Here is a 23,856-nt window from a genome sequence, read left to right on the forward strand (position 1 = left end):
CGCTGCACCAGTACTGCAGTTCCGCTCCGTCGCGGTAGAAGTAGTTGAGGCCAGTGAAGCCGTGCCCGCCTCCGAGGTCGTTGCGCAGAGCGTCCGCGTTCGCGTACTGGTACAGCGTTCGCAGCAGCCGGTTCCCACGCAGGTCGGAGACGTTGACGCTGACGAAGTGACCTTCCGGAGCCTCCCCGGAGTACTCGAGTTTCAGTTGCAGGTTGGGATAACTCAGCGAAGGGCCTTCGAGTAAGTACATGCCGTCGCACCGCTCGATCACGATCCGATCAGCGAAGGCGTCGTCGTTGCTGCCGGCGCGAGGACGGTAGTACGTGGAGCAGGTGATCGATGCGGGCAGGTCAAGCGTTGAGGCGGGACTGATGATGCCTGCCTGTCGATGGTGTCGAAACGGAGAGTCCACGACTGGAGCCTAAGCACCATCGGCAAGTTGAAGCATCCCGTATGCGGATGGGTGGCCGGTCACCCACTGAGCAGCCTGGTGGCTGTGGCGTGTTCGGCGCAGTACCGTCAGCGAATGTTCTTCCACTCGAGTAAGCGCGATTCGCCGCAGTTGCGTCCTGAGCTCGAGCGGTTTCGCGAGGCTGTCGCTGAGGCGTCATTCGAGGGTGAGCTAGCGGGCTACTTCTCGGTGCAGGTCGGTGCTCACCTCGCGGCCAGCGGCCCGTGGTGGAGGCGGGAGCTGAGTGATCCGCGATGGGGGATCGCGTGGACGTTTTTCTATGAGCCTGCTTTCGATGAATCCCATCCGCGCGTGGGCCCGCCGTACGAGGACGGTTTCGAGCTGGGTGATGAGTCGGTCTTCGATGAACTACTCGGAGGTTCGGTCGACGTCCGGGGTCGGGTGTACTCGCTGCGTTGGATCGACCGCGCGAGCGAGCCGGAGCTGTGGGCGGACAACTACGGGTACATGCCAGCGAAGCCCGGAGTTGGAATCCCTGTACGCGTGTCGAGAGTGCGTCGTCGAGACCGTTGAGCCGGATCTCTCGTCGGCAGGCGGCGTCCCTTATGGGGATGGTTGGCCGGGCGCCTAGACGTCTGCGGGCGGCGGTATCGTCCCGCGAAGCCTGTGGCGGTGAAGCTCGCACCGTCGATCATTACTCCGACGTTCGGGCCGGAGGACATCAGCGCGGGATGTTCCTACTGCGCTCGGAACTGGCGCTGGTCGCTGCAGTAGCAGTGATGGCCGCGAGCGGCTGTCCTGCGGAACGCTGCCGCCCGCGCCCGCGCGCGGCGCATCCCGCGCGCCGGGCTGGTGCGGGGAACGGCCCTCCCGCAGACGCCAACTTGCAGCTCGCTGCCACGAACACTGTCCCACTGATGATCTTCGAAGGGCATGCGTGTCCCGCTGCCAAGCCCGGGTGTCGGCAACACCCAGGGTTGTATTGCCGAGCTATGCGGAGTAGACCTAGACGTGCACGACGACCGCTCACAAGGGGTGAGCGCGGGGACTTGGATGAAGGTCGTAATAGTCATGCACACCTCACGAAATCGGTCCGCTGGCAAAATCGCCACGGTGTTCGTTGCGCTCGTCCTGGGTACGGTTGTCGCACCTGCCGCTCAGGCTGACGTACCAGGACTGAACACTCATTCCTGCGACGGACAGACATACGACCACTCGCTCGGCAGCTACAGCAACGACCAGGGGGACTTGCCGCTGCGTTGCGGAAATTCCCGGTTCGGACTGAATCACATCATCGCTCGCGGCCACTTTGACGCGGACACCAACTTCGATATTTAGCAGACACTCAGCTACGGCCTCTACGCACCCGGGAGCTCAGGCTCTAAGACGCTCTACGACGCGAACTGCACACCCGTCTACTTCGTTCTCTTCGGATATAACGCCTACAACGGCTCCGATCCCCTCGCTAACCCCATCGGCATCGTCAACGCCTACAAAATCGACAGCACCATAAACACCCGATCTACCACCAGCACCACCGCCGCACCCATCATCCAACCGCCCTACGGGACCGGATGCCCCGTCTACACCCCGATCGAGAACGATTGACCGACACCCGCGACCTCGCCGACGTCGTGGGGTGGATGCGCCGCCACTACTCCACCCCGTACGACGTCATCGCGGCTACCGCAACCCACAGCTCAAACGGATGGAGCGTTGACACAACCATTCGAGCTACACCCACCTCCACTGACGAGGTAGTGAATCTCGACCAGTGGGACCCTGCCGCAATCGATTCCCTGACCACCGGAGGCGACCTTGCAGTCGAAGCCTTCGCGCTAATCTTGCACGCCAACCTCATCGAATGGTGGGATACGGAACGACCGAAAACGTCGACGCGATACTGAACCACTAAACAATGTGACGAATCAAGCATAAGATCCGAGCAGACACCCCCTGCGAGGCGACGGACGGAAAGCAGCTGATTGCTCCGTTGAGCGGCTCTTCACCGGCACGCCGACAGCATCACGGGCCGCCGACCGACTCGACCCTTCCCTCGGCAGCTCCCAGAACCGCGCCACCCCGGGCACGCTGCTTCAACTTCGATCCCATCGCCAACACTCCGACTCACGGTGGTATTGCAACGACCGGCTGAACCCAAGTCCCCCTAACGGACACCTCCGGAGTAGATGAGGACAGCCGCTCCGGCGTCGAGGAGCCTCTCCGGCCCCTGTTCGATGCGCGAGGATTTGGACATGCGTACCGATAGGGAATCGCTCTCCGCGTCGAGCGGGAGCCTCGCGCCCGCAGCGCGAGGCTCCTCTGACCCGGCCCGGCTCGAACGGGCTGCCACCCTCACCGTGCTGCGGGCAGGACACCCCCTTACTGGATTAGGGGAGCCTTGGGCGGGCGCATTCGACGGTAGTGCGGCGTGAGCCTCGGAGGGCTAGTGCGTCGATGCGTCCGGCGTCCGATGAGGGGTCGTCATCCGGCCGCCCAGGATGGCCGCGCATGAGACCGGAATCTCGCGGCGCTGTTTGTCGCAATAGACCCGCCCGATGAGATGCCCGATGATGGGGCGTCAACTGACACACTGAGCGCACGGTCGCTCGTGGGATACGCCCGCGTCTCAACCGACAAGCAGGATGCGACCGCTTAGCGCGACGCGCTCCGGGCGGCCGGCGTCCCATCCGATCGGATCTACGTCGACTTGGGTCCAACCGGCCGGAACCGCGAGCGTCCCGCGCTACGAGAGGCGCTGGCTGCGTGCGACGCCGGATCGACTCTGCTCGTGACGAAGCTCGACCGGCTCGCGCGGTCCATCACAGACCCTCGCGACATCGTTGATGAGCTGACCCGCCGCGGGGTGAAGCTCAGCATCGGGGGATTGGTCCACGATCCGGAGGATCCGATCGGCCGGCTGCTGTTCAACGTGCTCGCGATGGTCGCGGAGTTCGAGGGGGATCTGATTCGTGCCCGCACTCGTGAGGGGATGAAGGTCGCGAAGGCCAAGGGGCGTCTGCCTGGCCGTCAGCCGAAGCTGTCGCCGAAGATCGAGGCGCATCTGGTCGCAGAGCATCGTGCCGGGAACTGCACTGTTGCCGAGTTCGCGGCGGAGTTCGAGGTCGCGCGGTCGACGGTCTATCGGGCGGTGCAGCGGGCTGATGCGCGCGCCGCTGGCGCTGTCGCCCTGGCGCCGCCGACGGAGGGCGCATGATGTCGGGGGCGGAGAGGGTACCTGCGCTGGTGCCGGAGAGGGTGGAAGTGCTGCCCGGGCGGTCTGCGCTTACACGTGTTCTCAGCACCGGGTGGGGAACTCTCGCCCAGGCGATCGCCTCTATCTGGCTCTTCGTCGGGTTCGCGGTCCTTCCTCCGGGATCGCGTCTGCCCCTTTTCGTGCCGCTGGTGCTGTTCTTCGCCGCTCTCGCTTGGTCAGTGATCTGTCTCGCGATCGGCACGTCCAGGGTCACCGGTGAGAAGGAAGCCGGTTACACGACCCTGGGGCTCGGGCGCATCACGGTTCCTGCGGTTGATGCGAGAACGGGCGTCGTCCTGCGGGCGGCAGGCGAGCCGCACTGCCGACTCGTCGGCCGGGTCCGGCACTCCGCCGCCGACGCGTCCGCCGGTCAGTCGAACCGCGCGCCCTCCGGCCGCGGCGGCAGCACGAACAGGATCAGCAGGAACACGTAGCCGGCGATCGGCACGAGGATCGCGAGGATCCAGAGCCCGCTGCGGTTCACGTCGTGCAGTCGTCGCCAGATCAGCGAGAGTGACGGGAGGAACGTCGCCAGGGCGATCGCGCTCGCGGCGAGCGACACCCAGAAGGTCTGGAATGGCGCGCCGCTCGGGTACGGCGTCAACGTGAAGTCGAGGCGCCACGGACCGCCGTCGGCCAGCTGCAGCAGCCCTGTGAGGACGCTGCCGAGGAGGATGATCCACCAGTACTCGGCCCGGCTCGCCCTCCCGCGGAAGCGGAGGTAGTTGCCGAAGAAGCGGCGGAGCGCCGCCATCGGCGGAGCCCCGTAGTAGGGGAGGGTCAGCGGCGGCTCGAGGGTGCTCGGGCTCATCGGGTTCCGTCTCTCATCCCTCGACCGTATCCCCTGCTCCCCGCGGCGCCGCGTCGGCCGTGCGGACGACATCCCGGTGTTCGCGCCGGAGGAACGCCGCTGCGTTCACGAGGCCGGAGGCCGCCGTGTTCACAACGGAGGAAGAACGTTCCAGCTCGACCGTGAACACGCGGATCAGCGCGCGCCGGAACGCGTTCTTCCTCCGTTGTGAACACGATCAGCGAGTAGGGACCGCCTCCGCCCGCACCGCCGCCGTCGCCCGGGCGTCGACGATCAGGCTGACGACGAGCCCCACCGCGACGATGACGATCGCGACCCACGGCAGCACGTCGAGCCCGCTCGCGTCGATCGCCAGTCCGCCGACGACCGCGCCGCCGCCGATGCCGATGTTGAAGGCCGTCGTCTGGAGCGCCGCGGCGAGGCTCCGCAGCTGGAAGGAGGAGGTGCGCAGCATCCGGGTCTGCAGCATCGCCGGAATGCCGCCGAACGCGATGTTCCAGATCACCGCGGCGACGACCACGGCCGTGGCGGCACCGGTGCCCGCGGCGACGGCCAGGCCCGCGAGCGCCAGCACGACCGCGATCGCGGCGACCACGAAGCCCGAGCGGGGGAACCGGTCGGTCGCGAAGCCGGCCAGGACGAGTCCGACCGCCCCTGCGCCGCCGAACGCGAAGAGCACGAGCGGCACCGTGTCGGGGGCGAAGGAGGCGTTCTCGAGCCAGGGCGTGATGTAGGTCGAGAGGGTGTTCTGGCCGATCAGCACCAGCAGGATGACGACGCAGACGCCGATGATGCGGGGGAGCGTCCGGTCCTTCCGCGCCGGCAGGCGGATCTCGCCGGTCCGCAGCGGGATGTGGTGGTCGACCGCGGGCAGGAACTTCACCACGATCAGCGCGAGCACGAGCACGACGCCGCCGAGGATCGCGAAGGTGGGCCGCCAGCCGAACGCGTGCCCGAGCGCCGTGCCCAGGGGGACGCCGAGGACGAAGGCCGCGGATCCGCCGCCCGCCGTGATCGCGGTCGCGCGGCCGAGCTGCTCCGGAGCGACGAGGTGCGCGGAGTAGGCGGCGACGATCGCCCAGAAGAGGCCGTGGGCGAGCCCGCCGAGGATGCGCGCGCCGATGAGCAGCCCGAAGGTGGGGGCGAGCGCGGCGAGGACGTTGGCGACCGCGATGGTGCACAGCGCCACGAGGAGGAGGCTCTTGCGCGAGAAGCGCTGGGTCACCAGGGTCAGCGGAGTCGTCGCGACGACGACGGTCGCGGCGAAGATCGTGACGAGCTGGCCGGTGAGCGAGATGCTCACCCCGAGGTCGCGCGACATGTCGGGGATGAGCCCGGTCGGGAGGAACTCGCTCGTCACGGAGACGAAGACGGCGCCGGCGAGCGTGAGCAGGCCGATCCAGGGGAAGGCGGGGGCTTTCGCGGTGTCCTGAGGGTTCACGGTGTCCTGAGGTCGGGGGCGGGCGGGAGGGGGACGACCATCAAGCCTCGCACGCCCGCGCGGCGTCGGCGCGTGGGGGAGCCCACTGTCGTCCGGTGTTCATCCGCGGAGGGGGGCACCGGCACGTCCGGGTCGCCGTGCCGGTCCTCCGAGCAGGCGCGGCGCCGGCTACCACAGCGCCGCCCGCCCGTGCACGGGGTGGCCCCGGAGGCGCGGCTCGCCTGGGATGGAGGGGAGCGGCCCGATCCGGGTGCCGCGGACGGAGGAGCCATGCCCGACCAGTACACGTTCACGAACCCCGCCACCCAGTACCCGGACGTGACTCCGCCGGTCCAGCAGCAGCCCGAGCCCGGGCTGCAGTCGCGGATGACCCCGGTGCCGGACCTCGGCGAGGAGAGCTACCGCGGCACCGGTCGGCTCGCGGGTCGCCGCGCGCTCATCACGGGAGCCGACTCCGGGATCGGCGCCGCCGTGGCCATCGCCTTCGCCCGCGAGGGGGCCGACGTCGCCCTCGCCTACCTCCCGAGCGAGGAGGAGGACGCGCAGCACGTGATCGGGCTGATCCGCGCGGAGGGGCGCACCGCCGTGCCGATCCCCGGCGATCTCACGAGTGCCGAGTACTGCACGCGGCTCGTGGCGGAGGCGGTCGAGGGCCTCGGCGGGCTCGACGCGGTGGTCAACGTGGCCGGGAAGCAGATCTGGAAGGAGGACCTGCTCGACATCACCGACGAGCAGTTCGAGGCGACCTTCGCGGTCAACGTCTTCGCTCCGTTCCGGATCATCCGCGCGGCCCTCCCGCACCTGCCCGCGGGCGCCACGATCATCAACACGGCGTCGGCGGAGGCGCACAAGCCCGCCCCCGACCGCCTCGACTACGCGATGACGAAGGGCGCGATCAACAACCTCTCGAAGGGCCTTGCGCAGCAGCTCGCCGCGAAGGGCATCCGCGTGAACGTCGTGGCGCCCGGCCCGACGTGGACCGCCCTGCAGGTGAGCGGCGGCGTCGACCCCGAGAGCCTGCCCGACTTCGGCTCGAGCGAGTCGCCGATGGGCCGTGCCGCGCAGCCCGCCGAGCAGGCCCCGGCCTACGTGTTCCTGGCGTCCGCCGAGTCGAGCTTCGTCGCCGGCGAGACCCTCAACGTGAACGGCGGCATGGTCTCGCCCTGACCCGCCGCGCCGCCGCCGCTCGCTGCTGGACCGCCGAGACGCCTTGGTCCTGCTCGAGACACGGGCTCGCGTCAACCCTCTCCCGAGCGGCGGGGGGCGCGAGGTGCCATGGAGGGACCACCACGAAGGAGCACCATGAGCACCACGACCGTCCTCCCCATCGAGACCTACTCCGACGAGCAGGGCTGGCACAACCGCATCGCCCACGCCCAGGTCCCGCTGAGCCACCACGAGTCGCGCCAGGAGGCGGAGGAGGTCGGCGAGGAGATCGAGAAGGTTGACCGGGCGGGGTCGGGGGCGCTACACGCGCGGGACGGGGCGTCTGCGGAGCGGGCGCCTGCGGGCCGGGCGCGTCCCCCGCCCGGTCAACCTTCTCGACCTCCCGGCCCCCTCCTCCCTAGCGTGGCCCGTCGTGCTCGCTCCCGAGCGCGCGACGAGAGGACGACATGGCCACCACGAGCGACGCCCCCGCGACCGGAGAGGCCGGCGGCACCTCCCTGCGCCGCCGCATCACCGGCCCGCTGCTCTACTTCTTCGTCCTCGGCGACGTCCTCGGCGCGGGCATCTACGCCCTCATGGGCACGCTCTCGGCGGAGGTCGGCGGTGCCGTCTGGATGCCCCTCCTGCTCGCGCTCGGCCTCGCGCTGCTGACCGCCGGCTCCTACGCCGAGCTGGTGACGAAGTACCCGAAGGCGGGAGGCGCGGCGGTGTTCGCGCAGCGGGCGTTCAAGCGCCCGATCGTCTCGTTCCTGGTCGGCTTCGCCATGCTCGCGGCCGGAGTGACCAGCGCGGCCGGCCTGTCGCTCGCGTTCGCCGGCGACTACCTCGGCACCTTCCTCGACGTGCCGACCGTGCCGACGGCCATCGTCTTCCTGATCCTCGTCGCGTGCCTCAATGCGCGGGGAGTCGCGGAGTCGCTGCTCAGCAACACGGTGATGACCGTGATCGAGGTCGGCGGCCTGCTGATCGTGATCGGATGCGTCGCGCTGCTGGTGGCGGGCGGAGGCGGCGACCTCGCCCGCACGGTCGAGCTCAGCTCCGAGCAGGCGCCGGCGCTGGCGGTGCTCGGCGCGGCGATCATCGCGTACTACTCCTTCGTCGGCTTCGAGACCTCGGCCAACATCGCCGAGGAGATCCGCGACCCCAGCCGCGTCTACCCGCGCGCGCTGTTCGGCTCGCTGCTGACGGCCGGCGCGGTGTACGTCCTGGTCGGCCTCGCGAGCTCGATCGCGCTGCCCGCCGACGAGCTGTCCGGATCCTCCGCCCCGCTGCTCGACGTCGTGACGGCGAGCGGAGCCGGGGTGCCGGCATGGCTGTTCAGCCTGATCGCGCTCGTCGCGGTCGCCAACGGAGCGCTGCTGACCATGATCATGGCGAGCCGCGTCACCTACGGCATGGCGAAGGACGGCCTCCTCCCGGACGTGCTCGGCCACGTGCTGCCGAAGCGCCGGACGCCGTGGGTGGCCATCGCGGTGACCACGCTGGCGGCGTGCCTCCTGACTCTGGTCGGCGATCTGGCGACCCTCGCCGAGACCGTGGTGCTGCTCCTCCTGCTGGTGTTCATCAGCACGAACGTCTCGGTGCTCGTGCTGCGGCGCGACAAGGTCGAGCACGACCACTTCCGCGTGTGGACGGCGATCCCCGTGCTCGGCGTCGCCTCGTGCGTGCTGCTCCTCAGCCAGCAGGACCCGATCGTCTGGCTCTACGCGGGGATCCTCCTCGTGGTCGGAGTCCTCGTGCACCTGGCGACCCGCCGCTCCTCCCGCCGCACCGCCTGATCCGGCGGGGGATGGGCCGGCTGCACCATCCGACCGTCCTCCCTCGGCCGAGCCCCGTTCGCCCCGCGACCGGTCAAGCCCCTGGGCGGACGGCCGTCCGAGGCGTGGGATGGAGGGAACGGAAGGAGCACGAATGACCGACACACCCTCCCGCGAGGAGATGCCGCTCCCCGACTGGAACGACATCCCGCTCGGCACGCTCGCGGAGCGCATCCGCCCGCTCGACGAGGCCGGCCTCGGCGCGCTGCTCGCCTACGAGGAGGCGCACGGGCACCGCCTGCCGGTGACGACGATCCTGCACTCGCGTCTCGAGCAGCTGCGCGGGGGAGCGGAGCCGGCAGGCAGCGTGCCGGAGTCGCTGCCCGAGGTGTCCCGCTCGTCGTCCGGATCGCCGGTCTCGCCGGCGACGTCCGGTCCGCCGATCAATCCGCCCTCGCACGGAGTGCCGACGAACCCGACTCAGCCGCGCTGACGGCGGCGGGCGGAGTCGCGGTCGCGGCGGCTCCGCCCCCGCCGCGCGCTGCCCAGGGCCTGCCCAGCGCGCACGGGCAGACTGTCCGGAGCCGATGACGGCGACCGGACGAGGGAGCAGTACCCGGAACGCGACAAGACTGACTCGTAGGAGTTGTCATGTCCTGGATCGTCCTCATCCTCTCCGGTGTCCTCGAGGCCGTGTGGGCCACCGCCCTCGGCAAGTCGGAGGGGTTCACCCGGCTCGGCCCGTCGGTCGTCTTCGGAGTCGGCGTCGTCGCGAGCATGGCCGGCCTCGCCTACGCGATGCGCGAGCTGCCCACCGGCACCGCGTACGCGGTCTGGGTCGGGATCGGCGCTTCGCTGACCGTGCTCTACGGCATGTTCTTCGGCGGCGAGGGCTTCTCGCTCGTGCGCACGCTGCTGGTCCTCGGGATCGTCGGCTGCGTCGTCGGCCTGAAGCTCGTGCACTGAACCGAGGCCCCGTCCTCTCCTCCGCGATAGGCCGCTCCCGTACGCGACACGCCGACGGAGGCGCGCCGGACTGGCATCTCGCCGAGGGTCCGAGGCCGGTGGTTGCAGGACGCCGCGCGTTCCACCTAGGCTCGGCGCATCAGGGGAGAACGATCGTTCTACGGTTCTCCCCGCCCCCCAAGGAGGACTCATGCCCACTCGTACCGCACGCACCGCCTGGAACGGCTCGCTCGAGACCGGCGAGGGCCAGGTCGAGCTCTCGAGCTCGAAGATCGGCACCTACGACGTCTCGTTCCCCAAGCGCGCCGCCGACGACGCCAACGGCTCGACCAGCCCCGAGGAGCTCCTCGCGGCCGCCCACTCCGCCTGCTACGCGATGCAGTTCTCGGCCGTCCTCGGCCAGGCCGGCGGCACCGTCGAGGCGCTCGACGTCCGCGCCGACGTCTCGCTCGGCCCGGACTCGGCCGGCGGATTCAAGCTCACCGGCATCAAGCTCGTCGTGAGCGGCGAGGTCTCCGGCATCGACGAGGCCGCCTTCCTCAAGGCCGCCGACGAGGCCAAGGAGACCTGCCCCGTCAGCAAGGCGCTCACCGGAGTAGACATCACGCTCGACGCCACCTTCGAGGGCTGAGCCCCTCCGCACGTCACGAGCACCCCGTCGCGCATCGCGGCGGGGTGCTCGTGCGTCCGGCGCGGCCGCGGAGCGGCCTATGGAGACCCCCGCCCCCACCGGCCACCCGGCGCCCCCTGTCGTCAGACCGCCGCCGGCGCGTAGCGGAAGCCGGCGCCGAGGTGCTCCTCCGGCAGCCGGTCGCCGCGGCCGTGCAGCTTCTGGCGGAGGCTGCCCTTGACGTACTCCTCCGGGTACGCGCCGCGGCGGCGCAGCTCCGGCACGATGAACTCCACCACGTCCTCGAAGGTGCCGGGCGTGATCGCGTAGGCGAGGTTGAACCCGTCCACGTCGGTCTCCTCGACCCACTCCTGGAGGTGGTCGGCGACCTCTGCGGGCGAGCCGACGACGAACGGGCCGAGCCCGCCGATCACGCTGAGCTTGGCGATGTCGCGGACCTTCCACTCCGAGCCGTCCTCGTTCGCCTCCTGGAAGTTGGCGACGGCCGACTGGATCGCGTTGCTCTTCACGTTGCCGATCGGCTCGTCGAGGTCGTACTGCGACAGGTCGATGCCCATCCAGCCCGACATGAAGACCAGCGCCCCCTCCTCGCTCCCGTAGGAGAGGTAGTCGCGGTGCTTCTCGTGCGCGGCCTCGCTGGTCTCGGCGGTGATGATCGTCAGCAGCGTGTAGATCTTCGCGGAGTAGCGGTCGCGGCCGGCCGCCTCGAGGGCGTCGCGGATGCGCGAGACGGTCGCCTTCAGGCCGGCCTTCGTCGAGGACGCGACGAAGATCGCCTCCGCGTTGCCCGCCGCGAAGCGGATGCCGCGCGGCGACGCTCCCGCCTGGTAGATGACGGGGGTCCGCTGCACCGACGGCTCCGAGAGGTGGATGCCGGGGACGGTGAAGTTCTTGCCGCGGTGCCCGATCTCGTGCACCTTCGCCGGGTCGGTGAACACGCCGGACTCGCGGTCGCGGACGACCGCGTCGTCCTCCCACGACCCCTCCCACAGCTTGTAGAGCACCTCGAGGTACTCGTCGGCGACGTCGTAGCGGTCGTCGTGCTCGAGCTGGTCCTCGTGGCCCATGTTGCGGGCGGCGCTGGGGAGGTAGCCGGTGACGACGTTCCAGCCCACGCGGCCCTTCGTCAGGTGGTCGAGCGTCGACATGCGCCGCGCGAACGGGTACGGGTGCTCATAGGCGGTGCCGGCGGTGATGCCGAAGCCGAGGTGCTCGGTCGCGGCGGCCATCGCCGAGACGAGGAGGATCGGGTCGTTGACGGGGACCTGCGCGCCGTGGCGGATCGCCGCCTCGTTCGAGCCGCCGTAGACGTCGTAGGTGCCGAGCACGTCGGCGATGAAGATGCCGTCGAACGTGCCGCGCTCGAGCAGCTTCGCCAGGTCGGTCCAGTACGAGAGGTCCTTGTAGCGCCAGGACTGGTCCTGGGGGTGGCGCCACATGCCCGAGGACTGATGGGCGACGCAGTTCATGTCGAAGGCGTTGAAGCGGATCTGGCGGGTCATGGAGTCGATAGTGCCCAGAAGAGCAGCGAACGGGTACCGAGCGCGACGCACGGCGTCACAAAGCGACGCCCGTCGAGGCGCCCGGCAGGTCTGGGTGGTCGGCGACGTCCTCGACGAGCTGGCCGACCTCGAGGACCGCATCGGCAGCGCGATGATCGAGAGTCGGATCGGGTGATGCGCCGGGGCGCACCGCCCCCGCCCACCGACCGGGCGGCTCCTCCTCCTACGCCAGCTCGCGCCCCAGGAAGCGCACGTGCTCGCCGATCTGGAACGCCTCGCCGCCCTCATGGCCGTTGAAGGGGTAGACCCGGATCTCGCGGGGTCCGGCATAGCGGTTGTAGGAGGCGTAGACGGTGGACGGCGGGCAGATGTCGTCGCGGAGCGCCACCGAGAACAGCGCGGGGGACTGCGCGTAGGGGGCGAAGGAGGTGCCGTCGAAGTACGAGAGGGTGTCGAACACGCGCGCCTCGGCGCCGCGGTGGGTGTGCAGGTACTGCACGATCTCGCCGTACGGCATCGTGTCGACCAGCCGGACGGCGTGCGGGATGTGGGAGAGGAACGGCACGTCGACGATCGCGGCGCGCGCCGACTCCGACTCGCCGAGCAGGCCCAGGATCCCGGTGACGGCGAGAGCGATCCCGCCTCCCTGGCTGCCGCCCGAGACGGCCACGCGGGAGGCGTCGACCGCGGGGTGCGCGCGCAGCACGTCGAGCGCGCGGACGGCGTCGGTGAAGACGCGGCGGTAGAAGTGCTCCGCGGGCGACTCGATGCCCTGCGTCATGAAGCCGGAGACGTGCGGCCCGCTGCCCACCGGGTCGGGCGTCGCTCCGGAGCGGTGCCCGGACCCCTGGCCGCGGGTGTCCATGACCAGGTGCGCGTAGCCGGCGGCCGACATCGCGGTCCACTCCGCGAGCTGCCCGCGGCCGCCTCCGTAGCCGATGAAGGTCACGAGCCCGGGGAGGGGGCCCTCGACGCCGCGGGGGAGGATCAGCCACGCGCGGATCGGGTGGCCGCCGAAGCCGGAGTAGGTGACGTCGAAGGTGTCGAGCAGTCCGAAGCCGGCGTCGACCCGCTCGAGGCGCGGCTCGGTCGCGACGGCCCTCGCCTCGGCGATCGTGTCGCGCCAGAACTCGGCGAACCCGGCGGGCTCGGCGATCTCGGGGGCGTACTGCTCGAGGAGGTCGAGCGGGAGGTCGTACTGCGGCATCACGGACTCCTTCTCGGGCAGCGGCGCCCGAGGATCGAGGCTACTGGAGGCACGGGCCCACCTGGGTGCGGCGTGGGAGAACGCCGCAGAGCGGAATGCCTGGGCATCCTCCGCGTTCTCCTCAGCATGACGACGTACGGAATCATCGGAGCAGGCAACATCGGCAGCCAGGTCGCACGGGCGGTCATCGCCCTCGGGGACGAGGTGGTCATCGCGAACTCGCGCGGCCCCGAGACCCTCGCCGACCTCATCGCGGAGCTCGGCCCGAAGGCCCGCGCCGCCACGGCACAGGAGGCGGCCGAGGCCGCCGAGATCGCCGTGGTGACGGTGCCGCTGAAGAACCTCGAGGAGGTGCCGGTCGCCCCGCTCGCCGGCAAGATCGTCCTCGACACGAACAACTACTACTTCGAGCGCGACGGCCGCATCGAGGCGCTCGACAAGGGCGAGACCACGACCAGCGAGATGCTCCAGCAGCACCTCCCGGAGTCGAAGGTCGTCAAGGCGTTCAACCACATCATGGCCGCCGACATCACCACCGACGGCACCCCGGCCGGCACGCCCGACCGCCGCGCTCTCGCGACGTCGAGCGACTACCCCGAGGCGATCCACTTCGTGACCGACCTCTACGACCGGATCGGCTTCGACACCGTCGCGATCACGCCGCTGAGCGAGTCGTGGCGCGTCGAGCGCGACCGACCCGCCTACGTGGTGCGGCAGAACCGCGAGGAGCTCGAGGCCAACCTCGCGAAGGCTCCCCGCACGGTCTGATCCAGCCTCTCGAAGGGGAGCGGTGCTGCGGCGCCGCTCCCCTTCTGCATGTCCGGACGGCGTCGGAGGCGCGCCCGGGACGGCTCCCTCGGCGCTCGCCGCCGCCGGGCCTGCGATAGTCGAGAGGACCAGCCACGCACCAGAGAGCCCCGATCGGGCTCCGAGAGGAGAGGCCTGCCATGCCCTCGACACCCCGTTCCGTCCCCTCCCGCTCCGGGCTCTCGCGCCGCAGCGTCGTGATCGGCGGTCTCGCGGTGCTCCCGCTGCTCAGCGCCTGCACGCCCGACTCCTCCGCTCCGGACGACGCTCAGCAGGAGGCGCCCCGCACCCGCACCGCGGCTCCGAGCGGGCCGGTGGCGCTCGCCCCGGACGCGCTCGCCGCGAGTGCGGCCCTCTTCGCCGCGGCTCCGCTGGTCGTCCTGGTCGAGGACGTCGCCGAGTCCCGCCTGCGCGCCGCCCAGGTGAGCATCGCCTGGGGCGTGCCGCTGCTGGTCGGCTCGGCGGGATCCGGAGCGACGGCCGCCCCGACCGCGGACGCCGCGGCCGCGGGATCCACGGCTTCCGACACGCCGTCCGATCCGGGGGGCCCGTCCGACTCCGCGCCCGGATCCGCCACCCCGTCCGCCGCTCCGTCCTCCGCCGCTCCGACCTCCGACGCCCTCGCCGCCGAGTTCGCCCGCCTCGGCGTGACCCGCGTGCTCGCGATCGGCGACGTCACCGCGCCCGAGGGCGTCGACGTCGTCGCCTCCGCCTCCGACGCGGCCGCCCTCAGCACCGCGTCCGGCGTGACCGTGACCGACCTGGCGCTCGCCGACCTCGCCGCCGCGGCGCCGTCCACCGCCTCCGACGCTCCCTTCGGCGCTCTCCCGGCCCGGGCCGACGCCCTGACCGGCCTGCACGCTCTCGCCCGCGCGCAGGACGCCGACGTCGCCGCACTGGCGACCGCCCGCGCGGCCGGCGTGCCCGTCACCGTGGTCGACGGCGACGACCTGCTCGCCTCGGGCGGAGCCGTGACCGCGATCGCCGAGGCCGACGCCTCCTGCACGCTGCTGCTCGGCCCCGTGCTCGCCGCCCAGCCCGAGCCCGAGTGGGCCGTGCGCGCGGCCGCGAGCGGCTGGCAGCTGCCGGGCGGCGGCCAGCGGATGTTCGGCGGGCACCTCTTCGTCGCGATCTACGGCACTCCGGGCGCTCCCGTCCTCGGCGTGCTGGGGGAGCAGGGCCTCGAGCCCACGATCGCGCGGGCGGAGGCGGTGGCCGAGCCGTACCGGGCGCTCACCGACAAGAAGGTCGTGCCGAGCCTCGAGATCATCACCACGGTCGCGGCGGGCGACCCCGGCAAGGACGGCGACTACTCCAACGAGCTCGACGCCGCCGACATCCGCCCCTACATCGACGCGGCGCAGGCGGCGGGGATGTACGTGGTGCTCGACCTGCAGTCGGGGCTGACCGACTTCCTCACCCAGGCGAAGCAGTACGCGGACCTCCTGTCGCTGCCCAACGTCGGCCTCGCGCTCGACCCGGAGTGGCGCCTGCTGCCCGGCCAGAAGCCGCTGCAGCAGATCGGGCGCGTCTCGGCCGCCGAGGTCGACAGCGTGTCGGAGTGGCTGGCCGACCTGGTGCAGAGCGAGGGGCTGCCGCCGAAGATGTTCGTGCTGCACCAGTTCCGGCTGTCGATGCTGCAGGACCGCGACAGCATCCGCCGCGACCGGCCCGAGCTGGAGTTCCTCATCCACGTCGACGGCCAGGGCTCGCAGCCCGACAAGCAGGCGACCTGGGACGCGCTGCACGAGGGCGCCCCCGAGGGCATCGGCTGGGGCTGGAAGAACTTCTACGACGAGGACGCGCCCATGCTCACCCCCGCCGAGACCATGGCCGAGGTCCGCCCCCTCCCCGACCTCGTCACCTACCAGTAGGCGGAGACCGAGGGCGGGCGTCAGCGGCGCAGGAGCTCGCCGGAGACGACGCCCGCCTCGACCTCCTCGAGGGCGCGGCCGCGGGTCTCGGGCACGCGCTTCCAGATGAAGACGAGCGCGAGCAGGCCGACGGCGCCGAACAGGAAGAACGTTCCGGTGATGCCGACGCCGGAGACGAGGGTGGGGAAGAACAGGCCGAGCACCGCGTTCGTGATCCAGTGGCAGAAGATCGCGATGCCGACGCCGACGCCGCGGATCCGCAGCGGGAAGATCTCGGACAGCATCACCCAGGTGACGATGTTGAGGAACGTCTGCATGCTCCCCACGAACGCGACGACCAGCACCAGGATCACGTACGGCCGCGCCGGGTTCCCCACGGGGAGCGCGACGGAGGCGATGCCGATCAGGAAGTGCATCGCGGTGGTCAGGGAGTAGCCGAGCAGGAGGGTCGTGCGGCGGTTCATCGTCTGCATGAGCCGCAGCCCGATCAGGCCGCCGATCACGGCGATCGCCCCGGGTGCGATGTTGGCGACGAGCGCGCCGTCGTGGTCGAAGCCCGCCTCCTTCAGCACCGACTGGCCGTAGTACATGATCGAGTTGATGCCGGTGAGCTGCTGGGCGACTCCGATCCCGATGCCGACCAGCAGGATGCGCACCGCCCAGCGCTCGCGCAGCGCCTGCAGCAGGGGGATCCTCGGGCCGTCCTTCGCGCCGATCGAGCGGGCGATGGTCTCCGCCTCCGCATGAGCCAGGTCGGGCGTCCGGATGGTCGTGAGCACGTCGAGCGCCTCGTCGCGGCGGCCGTGCGCGATCATCCAGCGCGGCGACTCCGGGACCCGGGTCATGCCGAGCAGGAGCGCGGCGGCGGGGAGCGCGGCGACGGCGAGCATGATCCGCCAGACGCCGGGCAGCTCGCCCCAGACGGTGCCGATGACGGCGTTGGCCACGAAGGCGGCGAGCTGGCCGATCACGATCATCAGCTCGTTGCGGCCGGCGAGCGAGCCGCGGATCTCGGAGGGGGAGATCTCGGAGAGGTAGATCGGCACGACCACCGAGGCGCCGCCGACGGCCAGTCCGAGGACCGCCCGCCCGAGGACCATCACGCCGAAGCCCGGCGCCACCACGCAGACCAGGGCGCCGACGAGGAAGAGCACGGCGAGCAGGCGGATCGTGGTCCGCCTCCCGAGGGCGTCGGCGAGGCGTCCGCCCGAGATCGCGCCGATCGCGGCGGCGAAGAGGAGCGAGCTGGTGACGACCCCCTCGGTCAGCGCGGTGAGGCCCAGCTCGGCCGACATCGGCTCGAGGGCGCCGTTGATGACGCCGGTGTCGTAGCCGAAGAGGAGGCCGCCGAGGGTCGCGATGAGCGCGATGAGGCCGAGACGCCGAGTCGGCGCCTCCAGGGAGGTGGTGGTCATCCGCTCACTCTGACGCATGGCCGCGCGGTGAGGGAACCCTGGACCGCCGAGGGAAGCCGGTGTAGCGGGTCCCCCCGACGGCCCGGCGTCCCTTCGGCGGCACGGAGGGGGAGGGAGCGAGCGGAGGGGGTGCTCAGGAGGAGACGCGCGCGCCCTCGCGCAGGCCCTCCTCCTTGGCCTGCTGCACCAGGGCGGCGATGCGGCGGCGCGAGCGCGAGCGCCCGGCGAGCAGCGCCGCGAGGATGAGGGCGACGCCGAGGACCACGAGCAGCTGCGGGACCGGCACGGCGGCGACCGTGATCGACTCCGTCACGGGAGCGGTGGCGACCGGCTCCTGATCGGCGGCGGCGACGGTCGGTGCGATGGTCAGGTCGGCGCCGACCCCGAAGAGGGGCCAGATGCCGTCGAGCTGCACCGAGACGCTGCGCCGGTCGCCGGGCAGCAGCTCCTGCTGGGGCGCGTCGGCCGCGACGACGGGGGCGGTGGCGCCCTGGGCGCTCGCCGTGCCGTCGAGCAGCAGGCGCACGTTGCCGGTGTTCACCACGTCGGCGACGAGCGAGAGGGAGCCGGGCTGGAACGGGTTCCAGGAGAGGCGGTAGTCGCTGGCCAGGTCCTCGACGGAGAAGGAGGGGGTCACCTCGCCGGTCACGCGGGTCATCACGCGGAAGCCGATGCGGCTCTCCACTCCGACGTTCGCACCTCCCGCCTCGGTGCCCTGCGAGAGCACGGAGGCGGCGATGCCGGCGGCGTGGTCGCCGGGGGTGGCGTTGTCGGGGACCGTCACGGTGAACGGCACCACGCCGCTGCTGCCCGGATCGACGGTCACGGTCTCGGGGGCGGAGATCCACAGCCCGGCCTCGACCGACTCCTGGTCCGAGTTGAGCATGTTGAAGCGGCCGGTGTCGGTGAAGTAGCCGTCGGCGCTGGTGATGCTGAAGGTCACGGGCTGGTCGCTGAGGTTCCGCACGACCGCCTCGTCCGAGGCGCTCGCGCCGGGGGCGAGCTCGAGCTCGACCCACGCGCGCTTGTCGGGGACGCCGTCGGTGGAGGGGCTGACCGCCCAGGTGATCGCTCCGTCGGCCGCGACGGCCGCCGGAGCGACCCCCACGCCGAGGAGGGCGACGATCAGCGCGAGCAGCGCGGGGAGGAGCGGGCGGCGGGGAGCGGCGGAGCGGCGCGGAGCAGTCATCAGAACCTCATGGTCGCACGGGGGAAGCACGACGCGGCCGGGCGGGCGGGCCCGGCCGCGTCGGCCGTGGTGGGATCGCGGCCGAGGGAGTGCGTCCCCCGGCCGCGACGGGTCACTCGAAGAGCGACAGGGTGATGGTGGACGAGTACGCGCCGGCGTCCACGTTCACGGGGGTGCGGAGGAAGAGGTCGGCGTCGGCGCTCCAGGAGCCCTCGGGGTTGACCTGCTGGGAGTTGCTGGCGACGATCGCGAGCAGCTCCTCGTTCTTCAGGCCCTGGCCGTTGGCGCCGCCGTCGATGGCGGTGTCGACGACCTGGCCCGCGGCGACCTCGCCGAGGTCGCCGCCGTCGACGAGAGCCGGGGCCCAGCCCAGGTTCTCGGCGCCGATGATGGAGCCGTCGGCCGAGGTGAAGGCGTCGGCGGTGCCGAGGACGTACCAGGCGGAGTCGGGGGAGACGTCCTCGGCGTCACGGGTGTCGGTGACCGTGACGGTCGGCAGGGTGCCGGTGAACTGGCGGCGGACGTTGTCCGAGCCGTCCTCGGCCAGGGTCGTCGAGTCGCCGGCGACGGTCATCGAGAGGGCGCCGGTCCCGGGGAGGTCGGCGATGTCGACGTTGACGTCGACGTCGTCGCTGCCGTAGTTGGTGTCGGCGGCGAACGCCGTTCCGGCGACTCCGAGCAGGAGGACGCCTCCGGCCAGTCCGGCGGCTCCGCGGATCAGAAGGGATCGGGTGTTCATGTCGGGTGTTCTCCGTTCTCCGGCCGGCGTCGTCGCCGGCTCGATCTCAATGGGTGTGGGTCGTGCCCGCGGGTCAGCTGCAGCTGGCCGCGGAGTAGGGGGCGGTCGCGGAGGCCGTGGCCGGCTTCCCGTTGACGAACGCGGTCGCCGTGGCGGTCGCGGATCCGTCGGTCACGCTCGTCGCCCGGGTGGTGAAGGCGGCCGAGACGGTGGCGCCGGGAGCGACGTCGGCGAAGCTCTTGGAGCCCCACGTCGTGCCGATCACGATCTTCGCGGCGAAGGCGTTCGGGTTCGTGGCGGTCGCGGTGACGACGATCTTCCCGGCGGCGCAGCGCGTCGTGGAGGTCGTGGTCACGGCGATCGCGGGTGCCGAGTCGGTCACGGGACCGACGGAGGCGGAGGCCGTCGCCGGCGTCCACTGCGGCTTCGCGGCGGTCACGGCCACCGAGATCGTCGCTCCGCGGTCGGCGGCGGTGAGCGTGTAGCTCGACGCCGTCGCCCCGCTGATCGCGGTCCCGCCGCGCTTCCACTGGAAGCCGGTCGCCGTCCACGGGGAGGAGGCGGAGGCGGTCAGCGTGCTGCCCACCGTCGCCTTCCCCGTGATCGAGGCTGCGAGCGGCGCGGTGTCGACGATCGTCTGCGCGGCGACGCTGGTGAGGGTCGGGACGACCTTCTGCATGAGCCCGGTCGTCTTGTCGAAGGTCACCCGGTCGATCGTCGTCTCGCGGTGCTGGCCGTCTCCGCCGGGGATGGCGAAGCGGTGGTAGGCGATGTACCAGTCGTCCGTGCCGGGCACGTTGACGATCGAGTTGTGGCCCGTGGCGAGGATGCCCTGCGAGGTGTCCTTCTCGAGGACCACGCCGCGGTAGGTCCACGGTCCGTCGACGCTCGTCGAGGTGGCGTAGCCGACCTTGTAGTTCTCCGAGCCGGTGTCGTCGATCGAGTAGGTGAGGTGGTACAGACCGTCGCGGTAGTTCAGGAACGCACCCTCGCGGAAGTCGGTCAGACCGCTGATCTTCTTGATCGTGCCGGTCTTGATCGAGAGCATGTCGTCGGACAGCTCCCCGTAGAGCGGGTCGCCGTTGCCCCAGAAGAGGTAGCTCTTGCCGGTCTTCGGGTCGGTGAACGCGGCGGGGTCGATCGCCTGGCCGGACCGCACGGACTCGCCGTTGGTGATCATCGCGGTCGGCTGCGCCGTGAACGGGCCCATCGGGCTGTCCGAGACGGCGACTCCGATCGTCTTGCGGTTCAGCGAGGAGTTCTCGCCGGAGAAGTAGAAGTAGTACTTCCCGTTCTTCTCGATGATCGTCGGCGCCCAGGCGTTGCCGGTCGCCCACGGCACGTTGCCGTTCGCGCCGTCGAGCGTCAGGAAGGGCTGCTCCGAGCGGGTCCAGTCGATGAGGTTCTTCGAGGACCAGGCGTAGAAGGTCTTGCCGCCCCAGCCGGCGAAGCCGTCCGAGGTCGCGTACAGGTAGTAGGTGTCGCCGAAGACCGCGATGTTCGGGTCGGCGTTCAGGCCTGCGAGGACCGGGGACTTCATGACGACGGCCTTCAGGGTCCAGGTGGTCGCGGTGCCGCCGGCGGCGGGCGTGAGCACGACCGTCTGCGGGGTGGAGAGGTCGCGGACGGTGCCGGAGGCGGGGCTCGCCGTGACGCCGGCCGCGGTGGAGAAGGTCGGGGTGAGCTTCGTCAGGTCGGTCCCCGGCTTCACCGGGAAGGTGACCGTCCTGCTCGCCGAGTCGACGATCGGGGCCGTCTTCAGGACGTCGCCGCTGAGCGACAGGTCGACCAGGGCCGACGTGTTGCCGGAGGCGGCGAGCACCTCGGAGGCGCTGAGGGCCCGGTTGTAGACCGAGAACTCGCGGATCTGGCCGCGGAAGCGGTTGTCGGCGTCGTAGTTCGAGCGCCCGATGTAGTTCGCCGAGGTGGAGCCGCCGCCGATGTCCTTCGGGTCGGTCGTGACGGTGCCGCTGGCGACCTTCACTCCGTCGAGGTAGATCGTGCCGGTGGTGCCGGAGAGCGTGTACGTCAGGTGCGCCCAGGTGCCGCGGGGGAGGGCCGAGCCGCCGGCGACGGTCTGCTCGGTGGTGTAGTTCCCGGTCGCGATGCTGGTGCGGTAGTTGTTGCCCGAGGTGAAGAGGTAGCCGTCGCCGGCGCCGTTCGTGGTGTTGCCCAGGCCGTAGAGGAAGTAGGCGCCGCCCTGCGCAGGGTCGATCCAGACGTCGGACTGGATGGTGAGGTCCGTCACTCCGGCGAGCAGGTCGTTCGGCAGCTTGACGTAGTCGTCGGTGCCGTCGAGCTGCAGGGCGCCGTCCTTCCAGGTGCCACCCGAGGGCAGCGTGCCGTTCTGGTTGTTGCCCGAGCTGTCGCGCACCGTGGTGCCCGAGCCGCCGTCGAAGGTGTAGCGGAGGATCTCGCCGGCCGCGTTGACCGGCTTCGCGGCGGGGCCGGTGCTGCTGGTGCCGTAGGCGGCCGTCAGGCGCGCCTCCTCAGCGCTCGAGAGGCGGAGCACCGAGCCGTGGCGGAAGGGCTTCGAGAACGAGTACGTGTTCGCGCCGGTGGTGCCGACAGGAAGCGCCGTGAACCGCATGTCCGCGAGGGTGTCGGTGACGTAGGCGGAGTAGCCGAACGAGTCGCCCATGACGACCCAGCGGCCGTCGGGCAGCTGGTAGACGGTGAGGCCCTCGAGGTGGTCGGAGAGGCCGCGGGACTTCTCCTCGCCGAAGCCGATCACGCGGGTCCAGGGGCCGGCGAGACTCGGGGCCTTGTCGACGACCGTGCGCCAGTCGGCGGTGGAGAAGCGGTAGTACGTGTCCCCCTCCTTCGCGATGGTCGTGTCGATGATGCTGCCGCGGCTCCCGCCGCCGGCGGCGGGGTTCTCGTCCAGCCAGACCTTCGGGGTGGAGAAGCCGACGAAGTCGCGCGTGGTCGAGACGTAGACGCGCTGGGCGGAGGCCCCGCCGGTCAGCGTCTTGTCGCGGGCGGCCCAGTAGACGTAGTACTGGCCGGTCGCGTCGTCCCAGATCGCCTCAGGAGCCCAGACGTTGCCCGCGTCGGGGAAGCCGGCGAAGACGATGCTCTGATCGCTCCAGTTCACGAGGTCCGTCGAGCGCCAGACGACGAGGTTCTTGCTCGCGTTGGTCTGGTCCCAGGTGCCGCCGGGAGCGGTGCCCTCGGCGTGCAGGTCGGTGCCGATGATCCAGTACTCGTCGCCGGTGGGGGAGCGCACGAGGTGCGGATCGCGGACGCCGAGGGTGCCGCCGAGGTTGGCGAGCACGGCCTTGTCGTTGTTGAGCTTCGACCAGTGCAGACCGTCGGTGCTGGAGCCGAAGTAGATCTTCTCGTAGTCGGTCGAGGCGAAGTGGGTCCAGAGGTAGCCCGCGTCGTACTCGGTGTCGAGGTCCGCGGGAGCCGCGGTCACCGTGACGGGCAGCTGCCGGGTCGCGGTCGTGCCGGCGATCGTCGCGGTGAGTGTGACGGGCGTGGCGGCGGACCGGCGCTTCACGACACCGGTCGTGCTGAGCACGGCCGTGTTCGAGGAGGACCAGGCGACGTCGTAGGAGCCGGCCTTCGCGGGCAGCGTCACGTTGCCGCGGACGTCGCCGGAGTTGACGATCGAGAGGGCGTCGAGCGCCTTCTGGGCGTCGGCGTTCACGTCCTTGGCGGGCACGGTGGCGGTGAAGGTGCGGGTGGCCGTGGCCGAGCCGCGGGTGGTCGTGGCGGTCAGCTCGACCGAGGCGACCCCGGTCGCGGGTGGCGTGACGACTCCGCTGGTCGAGACGACCGCGGAGTTGCTCGAGGCCCAGGCGATGGCGGAGCCGTTGGGGCCGGTCGTCGGGAGGGTGAGGTTCGCGGAGACCGAGGAGAGGCTCCCGAGGTCCAGGGCGGCGGAGTCGCGGGAGACGCGCGTGCTGTCCGGGGCCTGGAGGGTCGCGACGTCGGCCGCGCTGAGCGCCGTGCTGTAGACGCGGAAGTCGCGGACCGAGCCGGCGAGGGTCTTGTCCGCCGTGTAGACGGAGCGGCCGATCGCGTTCGCGGTGGTGGTGCCGTTGCCGATCGCGGCGGGAGTGATGGTCACTCCTGTCTGCTGCGCGACCTGGGTGCCGTCGAGGTAGAGGCGTGCGGTGTCGCTCGCGTCGTCGAGCGTGTAGGTGAGGGTCTTCCAGACGCTGCGCGCGAGGTTCGCGTTGGAGTTGACGGTCTGCTCGGTGGTCCAGTTGCCGGTGGCGATCGAGGCCTTGTAGCCGTTGCCCGTCGTGTAGAGGTAGCCGTTCCCGGCGCCGTTCGTCGTGTTGCCGAGGCCCCAGATGAAGTAGGGCGTGCCCTGGTTCGCGTTCACCAGGACCTCGGTGCTGACCGTGATCGAGTTCAGGCCCGCGAGCAGGTCGTCGGGCAGCTTGACGTAGTCGTCGGTCCCGTCGAGGGCGACGCCCGCGGCTCCGCGAGGAGCGGCTCCGTTGACGAGCGTGCCGGTGCGGCCCTTGCCCGAGCTGTCGGCGACGGTCGTGCCGCTCGTCTCGTCGAGCGCGTAGCGCAGGACGAGGCTGTCGGAGGGAGCTGCGCTCGCCGACTGGGCCGTCAGAAGGGGGACGGTGAGGGCCACGGCCGTCACGAGGACGAGTGGTCGCAGGAAAGGCTTCATCGCGCTTTGCTCCAGGGTCGGCACCATTGCTGAGGGGAGG

At 70.8% G+C, this 23,856-nt stretch carries 18 protein-coding genes, 1 pseudogene and 1 riboswitch; of the genes and pseudogenes, 10 read left to right on the forward strand and 9 right to left on the reverse strand.

Features of this window, described 5'->3' with window-relative positions:
• Positions 1 to 412, reverse strand: a 412-nt coding sequence (locus C5C33_RS10335) for a hypothetical protein (RefSeq protein ID WP_146085775.1), incomplete at its 3' end; no start/stop codon positions are given.
• Between the two features lie 114 nt (positions 413 to 526).
• Between C5C33_RS10335 and C5C33_RS10340 the strand changes: the two genes are divergently transcribed.
• On the forward strand, positions 527 to 985 hold the full coding sequence (locus C5C33_RS10340) for a hypothetical protein (protein WP_146076582.1): 459 nt from the start codon (positions 527 to 529) through the stop codon (positions 983 to 985).
• Positions 986 to 2,975: 1,990 nt separating this feature from the next.
• Positions 2,976 to 3,629, forward strand: a pseudogene (locus tag C5C33_RS10345) (recombinase family protein).
• 409 nt (positions 3,630 to 4,038) lie between these two features.
• Here C5C33_RS10345 and C5C33_RS10355 read toward each other — a convergent pair.
• A complete protein-coding gene (locus C5C33_RS10355; RefSeq protein ID WP_181074926.1) occupies positions 4,039 to 4,479 on the reverse strand; it encodes a DUF805 domain-containing protein in 441 nt (146 codons plus the stop codon).
• Positions 4,480 to 4,696: 217 nt separating this feature from the next.
• Entirely contained in the window at positions 4,697 to 5,920 is a 1,224-nt protein-coding gene (locus C5C33_RS10360) for an MFS transporter (protein ID WP_104226411.1), read from the reverse strand.
• Positions 5,921 to 6,190: 270 nt separating this feature from the next.
• Here C5C33_RS10360 and C5C33_RS10365 point away from each other — a divergent pair, with 270 nt between their 5' ends.
• The 5 genes from C5C33_RS10365 (at position 6,191) to C5C33_RS10385 (ending at position 10,441) form a co-directional block, all read left to right on the forward strand.
• Complete coding sequence (locus tag C5C33_RS10365) at positions 6,191 to 7,087, forward strand: SDR family oxidoreductase (RefSeq protein ID WP_104227027.1); 897 nt, start codon at positions 6,191 to 6,193, stop codon at positions 7,085 to 7,087.
• Positions 7,088 to 7,533: 446 nt separating this feature from the next.
• Positions 7,534 to 8,865 carry an APC family permease gene (locus tag C5C33_RS10370; RefSeq protein WP_104261063.1) on the forward strand — a complete coding sequence of 444 codons (1,332 nt, stop codon included), beginning with the start codon at positions 7,534 to 7,536 and terminating at the stop codon, positions 8,863 to 8,865.
• Positions 8,866 to 8,998: 133 nt separating this feature from the next.
• On the forward strand, positions 8,999 to 9,337 hold the full coding sequence (locus tag C5C33_RS10375; RefSeq protein ID WP_104261064.1) for a hypothetical protein: 339 nt from the start codon (positions 8,999 to 9,001) through the stop codon (positions 9,335 to 9,337).
• 85 nt (positions 9,338 to 9,422) lie between these two features.
• Positions 9,423 to 9,486, forward strand: a riboswitch (guanidine-III (ykkC-III) riboswitch).
• A gap of 9 nt (positions 9,487 to 9,495) precedes the next feature.
• Positions 9,496 to 9,810: a multidrug efflux SMR transporter gene (locus C5C33_RS10380; RefSeq protein WP_104222377.1), complete on the forward strand. Its 315-nt coding sequence runs from the start codon at positions 9,496 to 9,498 to the stop codon at positions 9,808 to 9,810.
• Between the two features lie 190 nt (positions 9,811 to 10,000).
• Positions 10,001 to 10,441 carry an OsmC family peroxiredoxin gene (locus tag C5C33_RS10385; RefSeq protein WP_104247811.1) on the forward strand — a complete coding sequence of 147 codons (441 nt, stop codon included), beginning with the start codon at positions 10,001 to 10,003 and terminating at the stop codon, positions 10,439 to 10,441.
• Between the two features lie 122 nt (positions 10,442 to 10,563).
• Here the strand turns inward: C5C33_RS10385 and C5C33_RS10390 are convergent, their stop codons facing one another.
• Positions 10,564 to 11,943 carry an LLM class flavin-dependent oxidoreductase gene (locus tag C5C33_RS10390; RefSeq protein ID WP_104261065.1) on the reverse strand — a complete coding sequence of 460 codons (1,380 nt, stop codon included), beginning with the start codon at positions 11,941 to 11,943 and terminating at the stop codon, positions 10,564 to 10,566.
• A gap of 10 nt (positions 11,944 to 11,953) precedes the next feature.
• Here C5C33_RS10390 and C5C33_RS18535 point away from each other — a divergent pair, with 10 nt between their 5' ends.
• On the forward strand, positions 11,954 to 12,118 hold the full coding sequence (locus C5C33_RS18535; RefSeq protein ID WP_181131493.1) for a hypothetical protein: 165 nt from the start codon (positions 11,954 to 11,956) through the stop codon (positions 12,116 to 12,118).
• A 48-nt stretch (positions 12,119 to 12,166) separates the two neighbouring features.
• On the opposite strand, the gene C5C33_RS10395 is transcribed toward C5C33_RS18535, so the two are convergent.
• Positions 12,167 to 13,150: an acetylxylan esterase gene (locus C5C33_RS10395; protein WP_104222380.1), complete on the reverse strand. Its 984-nt coding sequence runs from the start codon at positions 13,148 to 13,150 to the stop codon at positions 12,167 to 12,169.
• Between the two features lie 126 nt (positions 13,151 to 13,276).
• Between C5C33_RS10395 and C5C33_RS10400 the strand changes: the two genes are divergently transcribed.
• The gene (locus C5C33_RS10400; RefSeq protein ID WP_104227021.1) at positions 13,277 to 13,918 is read left to right on the forward strand and encodes an NADPH-dependent F420 reductase; all 642 of its coding nucleotides are present in this window, start codon (positions 13,277 to 13,279) and stop codon (positions 13,916 to 13,918) included.
• 179 nt (positions 13,919 to 14,097) lie between these two features.
• The gene (locus C5C33_RS10405) at positions 14,098 to 15,831 is read left to right on the forward strand and encodes a hypothetical protein (protein ID WP_104261066.1); all 1,734 of its coding nucleotides are present in this window, start codon (positions 14,098 to 14,100) and stop codon (positions 15,829 to 15,831) included.
• Positions 15,832 to 15,851: 20 nt separating this feature from the next.
• Here C5C33_RS10405 and C5C33_RS10410 read toward each other — a convergent pair whose 3' ends face one another.
• The 4 genes from C5C33_RS10410 to C5C33_RS10425 all read right to left on the reverse strand — a co-directional run bounded on the left by C5C33_RS10410 (position 15,852) and on the right by C5C33_RS10425 (position 23,816).
• Positions 15,852 to 17,246, reverse strand: coding sequence for a sugar porter family MFS transporter (locus C5C33_RS10410; RefSeq protein WP_258069223.1), 1,395 nt, complete (start codon positions 17,244 to 17,246; stop codon positions 15,852 to 15,854).
• 133 nt (positions 17,247 to 17,379) lie between these two features.
• Positions 17,380 to 18,435: a WxL protein peptidoglycan domain-containing protein gene (locus tag C5C33_RS10415; RefSeq protein WP_104261068.1), complete on the reverse strand. Its 1,056-nt coding sequence runs from the start codon at positions 18,433 to 18,435 to the stop codon at positions 17,380 to 17,382.
• Positions 18,436 to 18,547: 112 nt separating this feature from the next.
• Positions 18,548 to 19,174, reverse strand: a complete 627-nt coding sequence (locus tag C5C33_RS10420; protein WP_104255591.1) for a hypothetical protein — start codon at positions 19,172 to 19,174, stop codon at positions 18,548 to 18,550.
• A 73-nt stretch (positions 19,175 to 19,247) separates the two neighbouring features.
• Positions 19,248 to 23,816, reverse strand: coding sequence for a family 43 glycosylhydrolase (locus C5C33_RS10425; RefSeq protein ID WP_181136233.1), 4,569 nt, complete (start codon positions 23,814 to 23,816; stop codon positions 19,248 to 19,250).
• Positions 23,817 to 23,856: the final 40 nt, after the last annotated feature.

The organism is Rathayibacter sp. AY1H3, assembly GCF_002932015.1.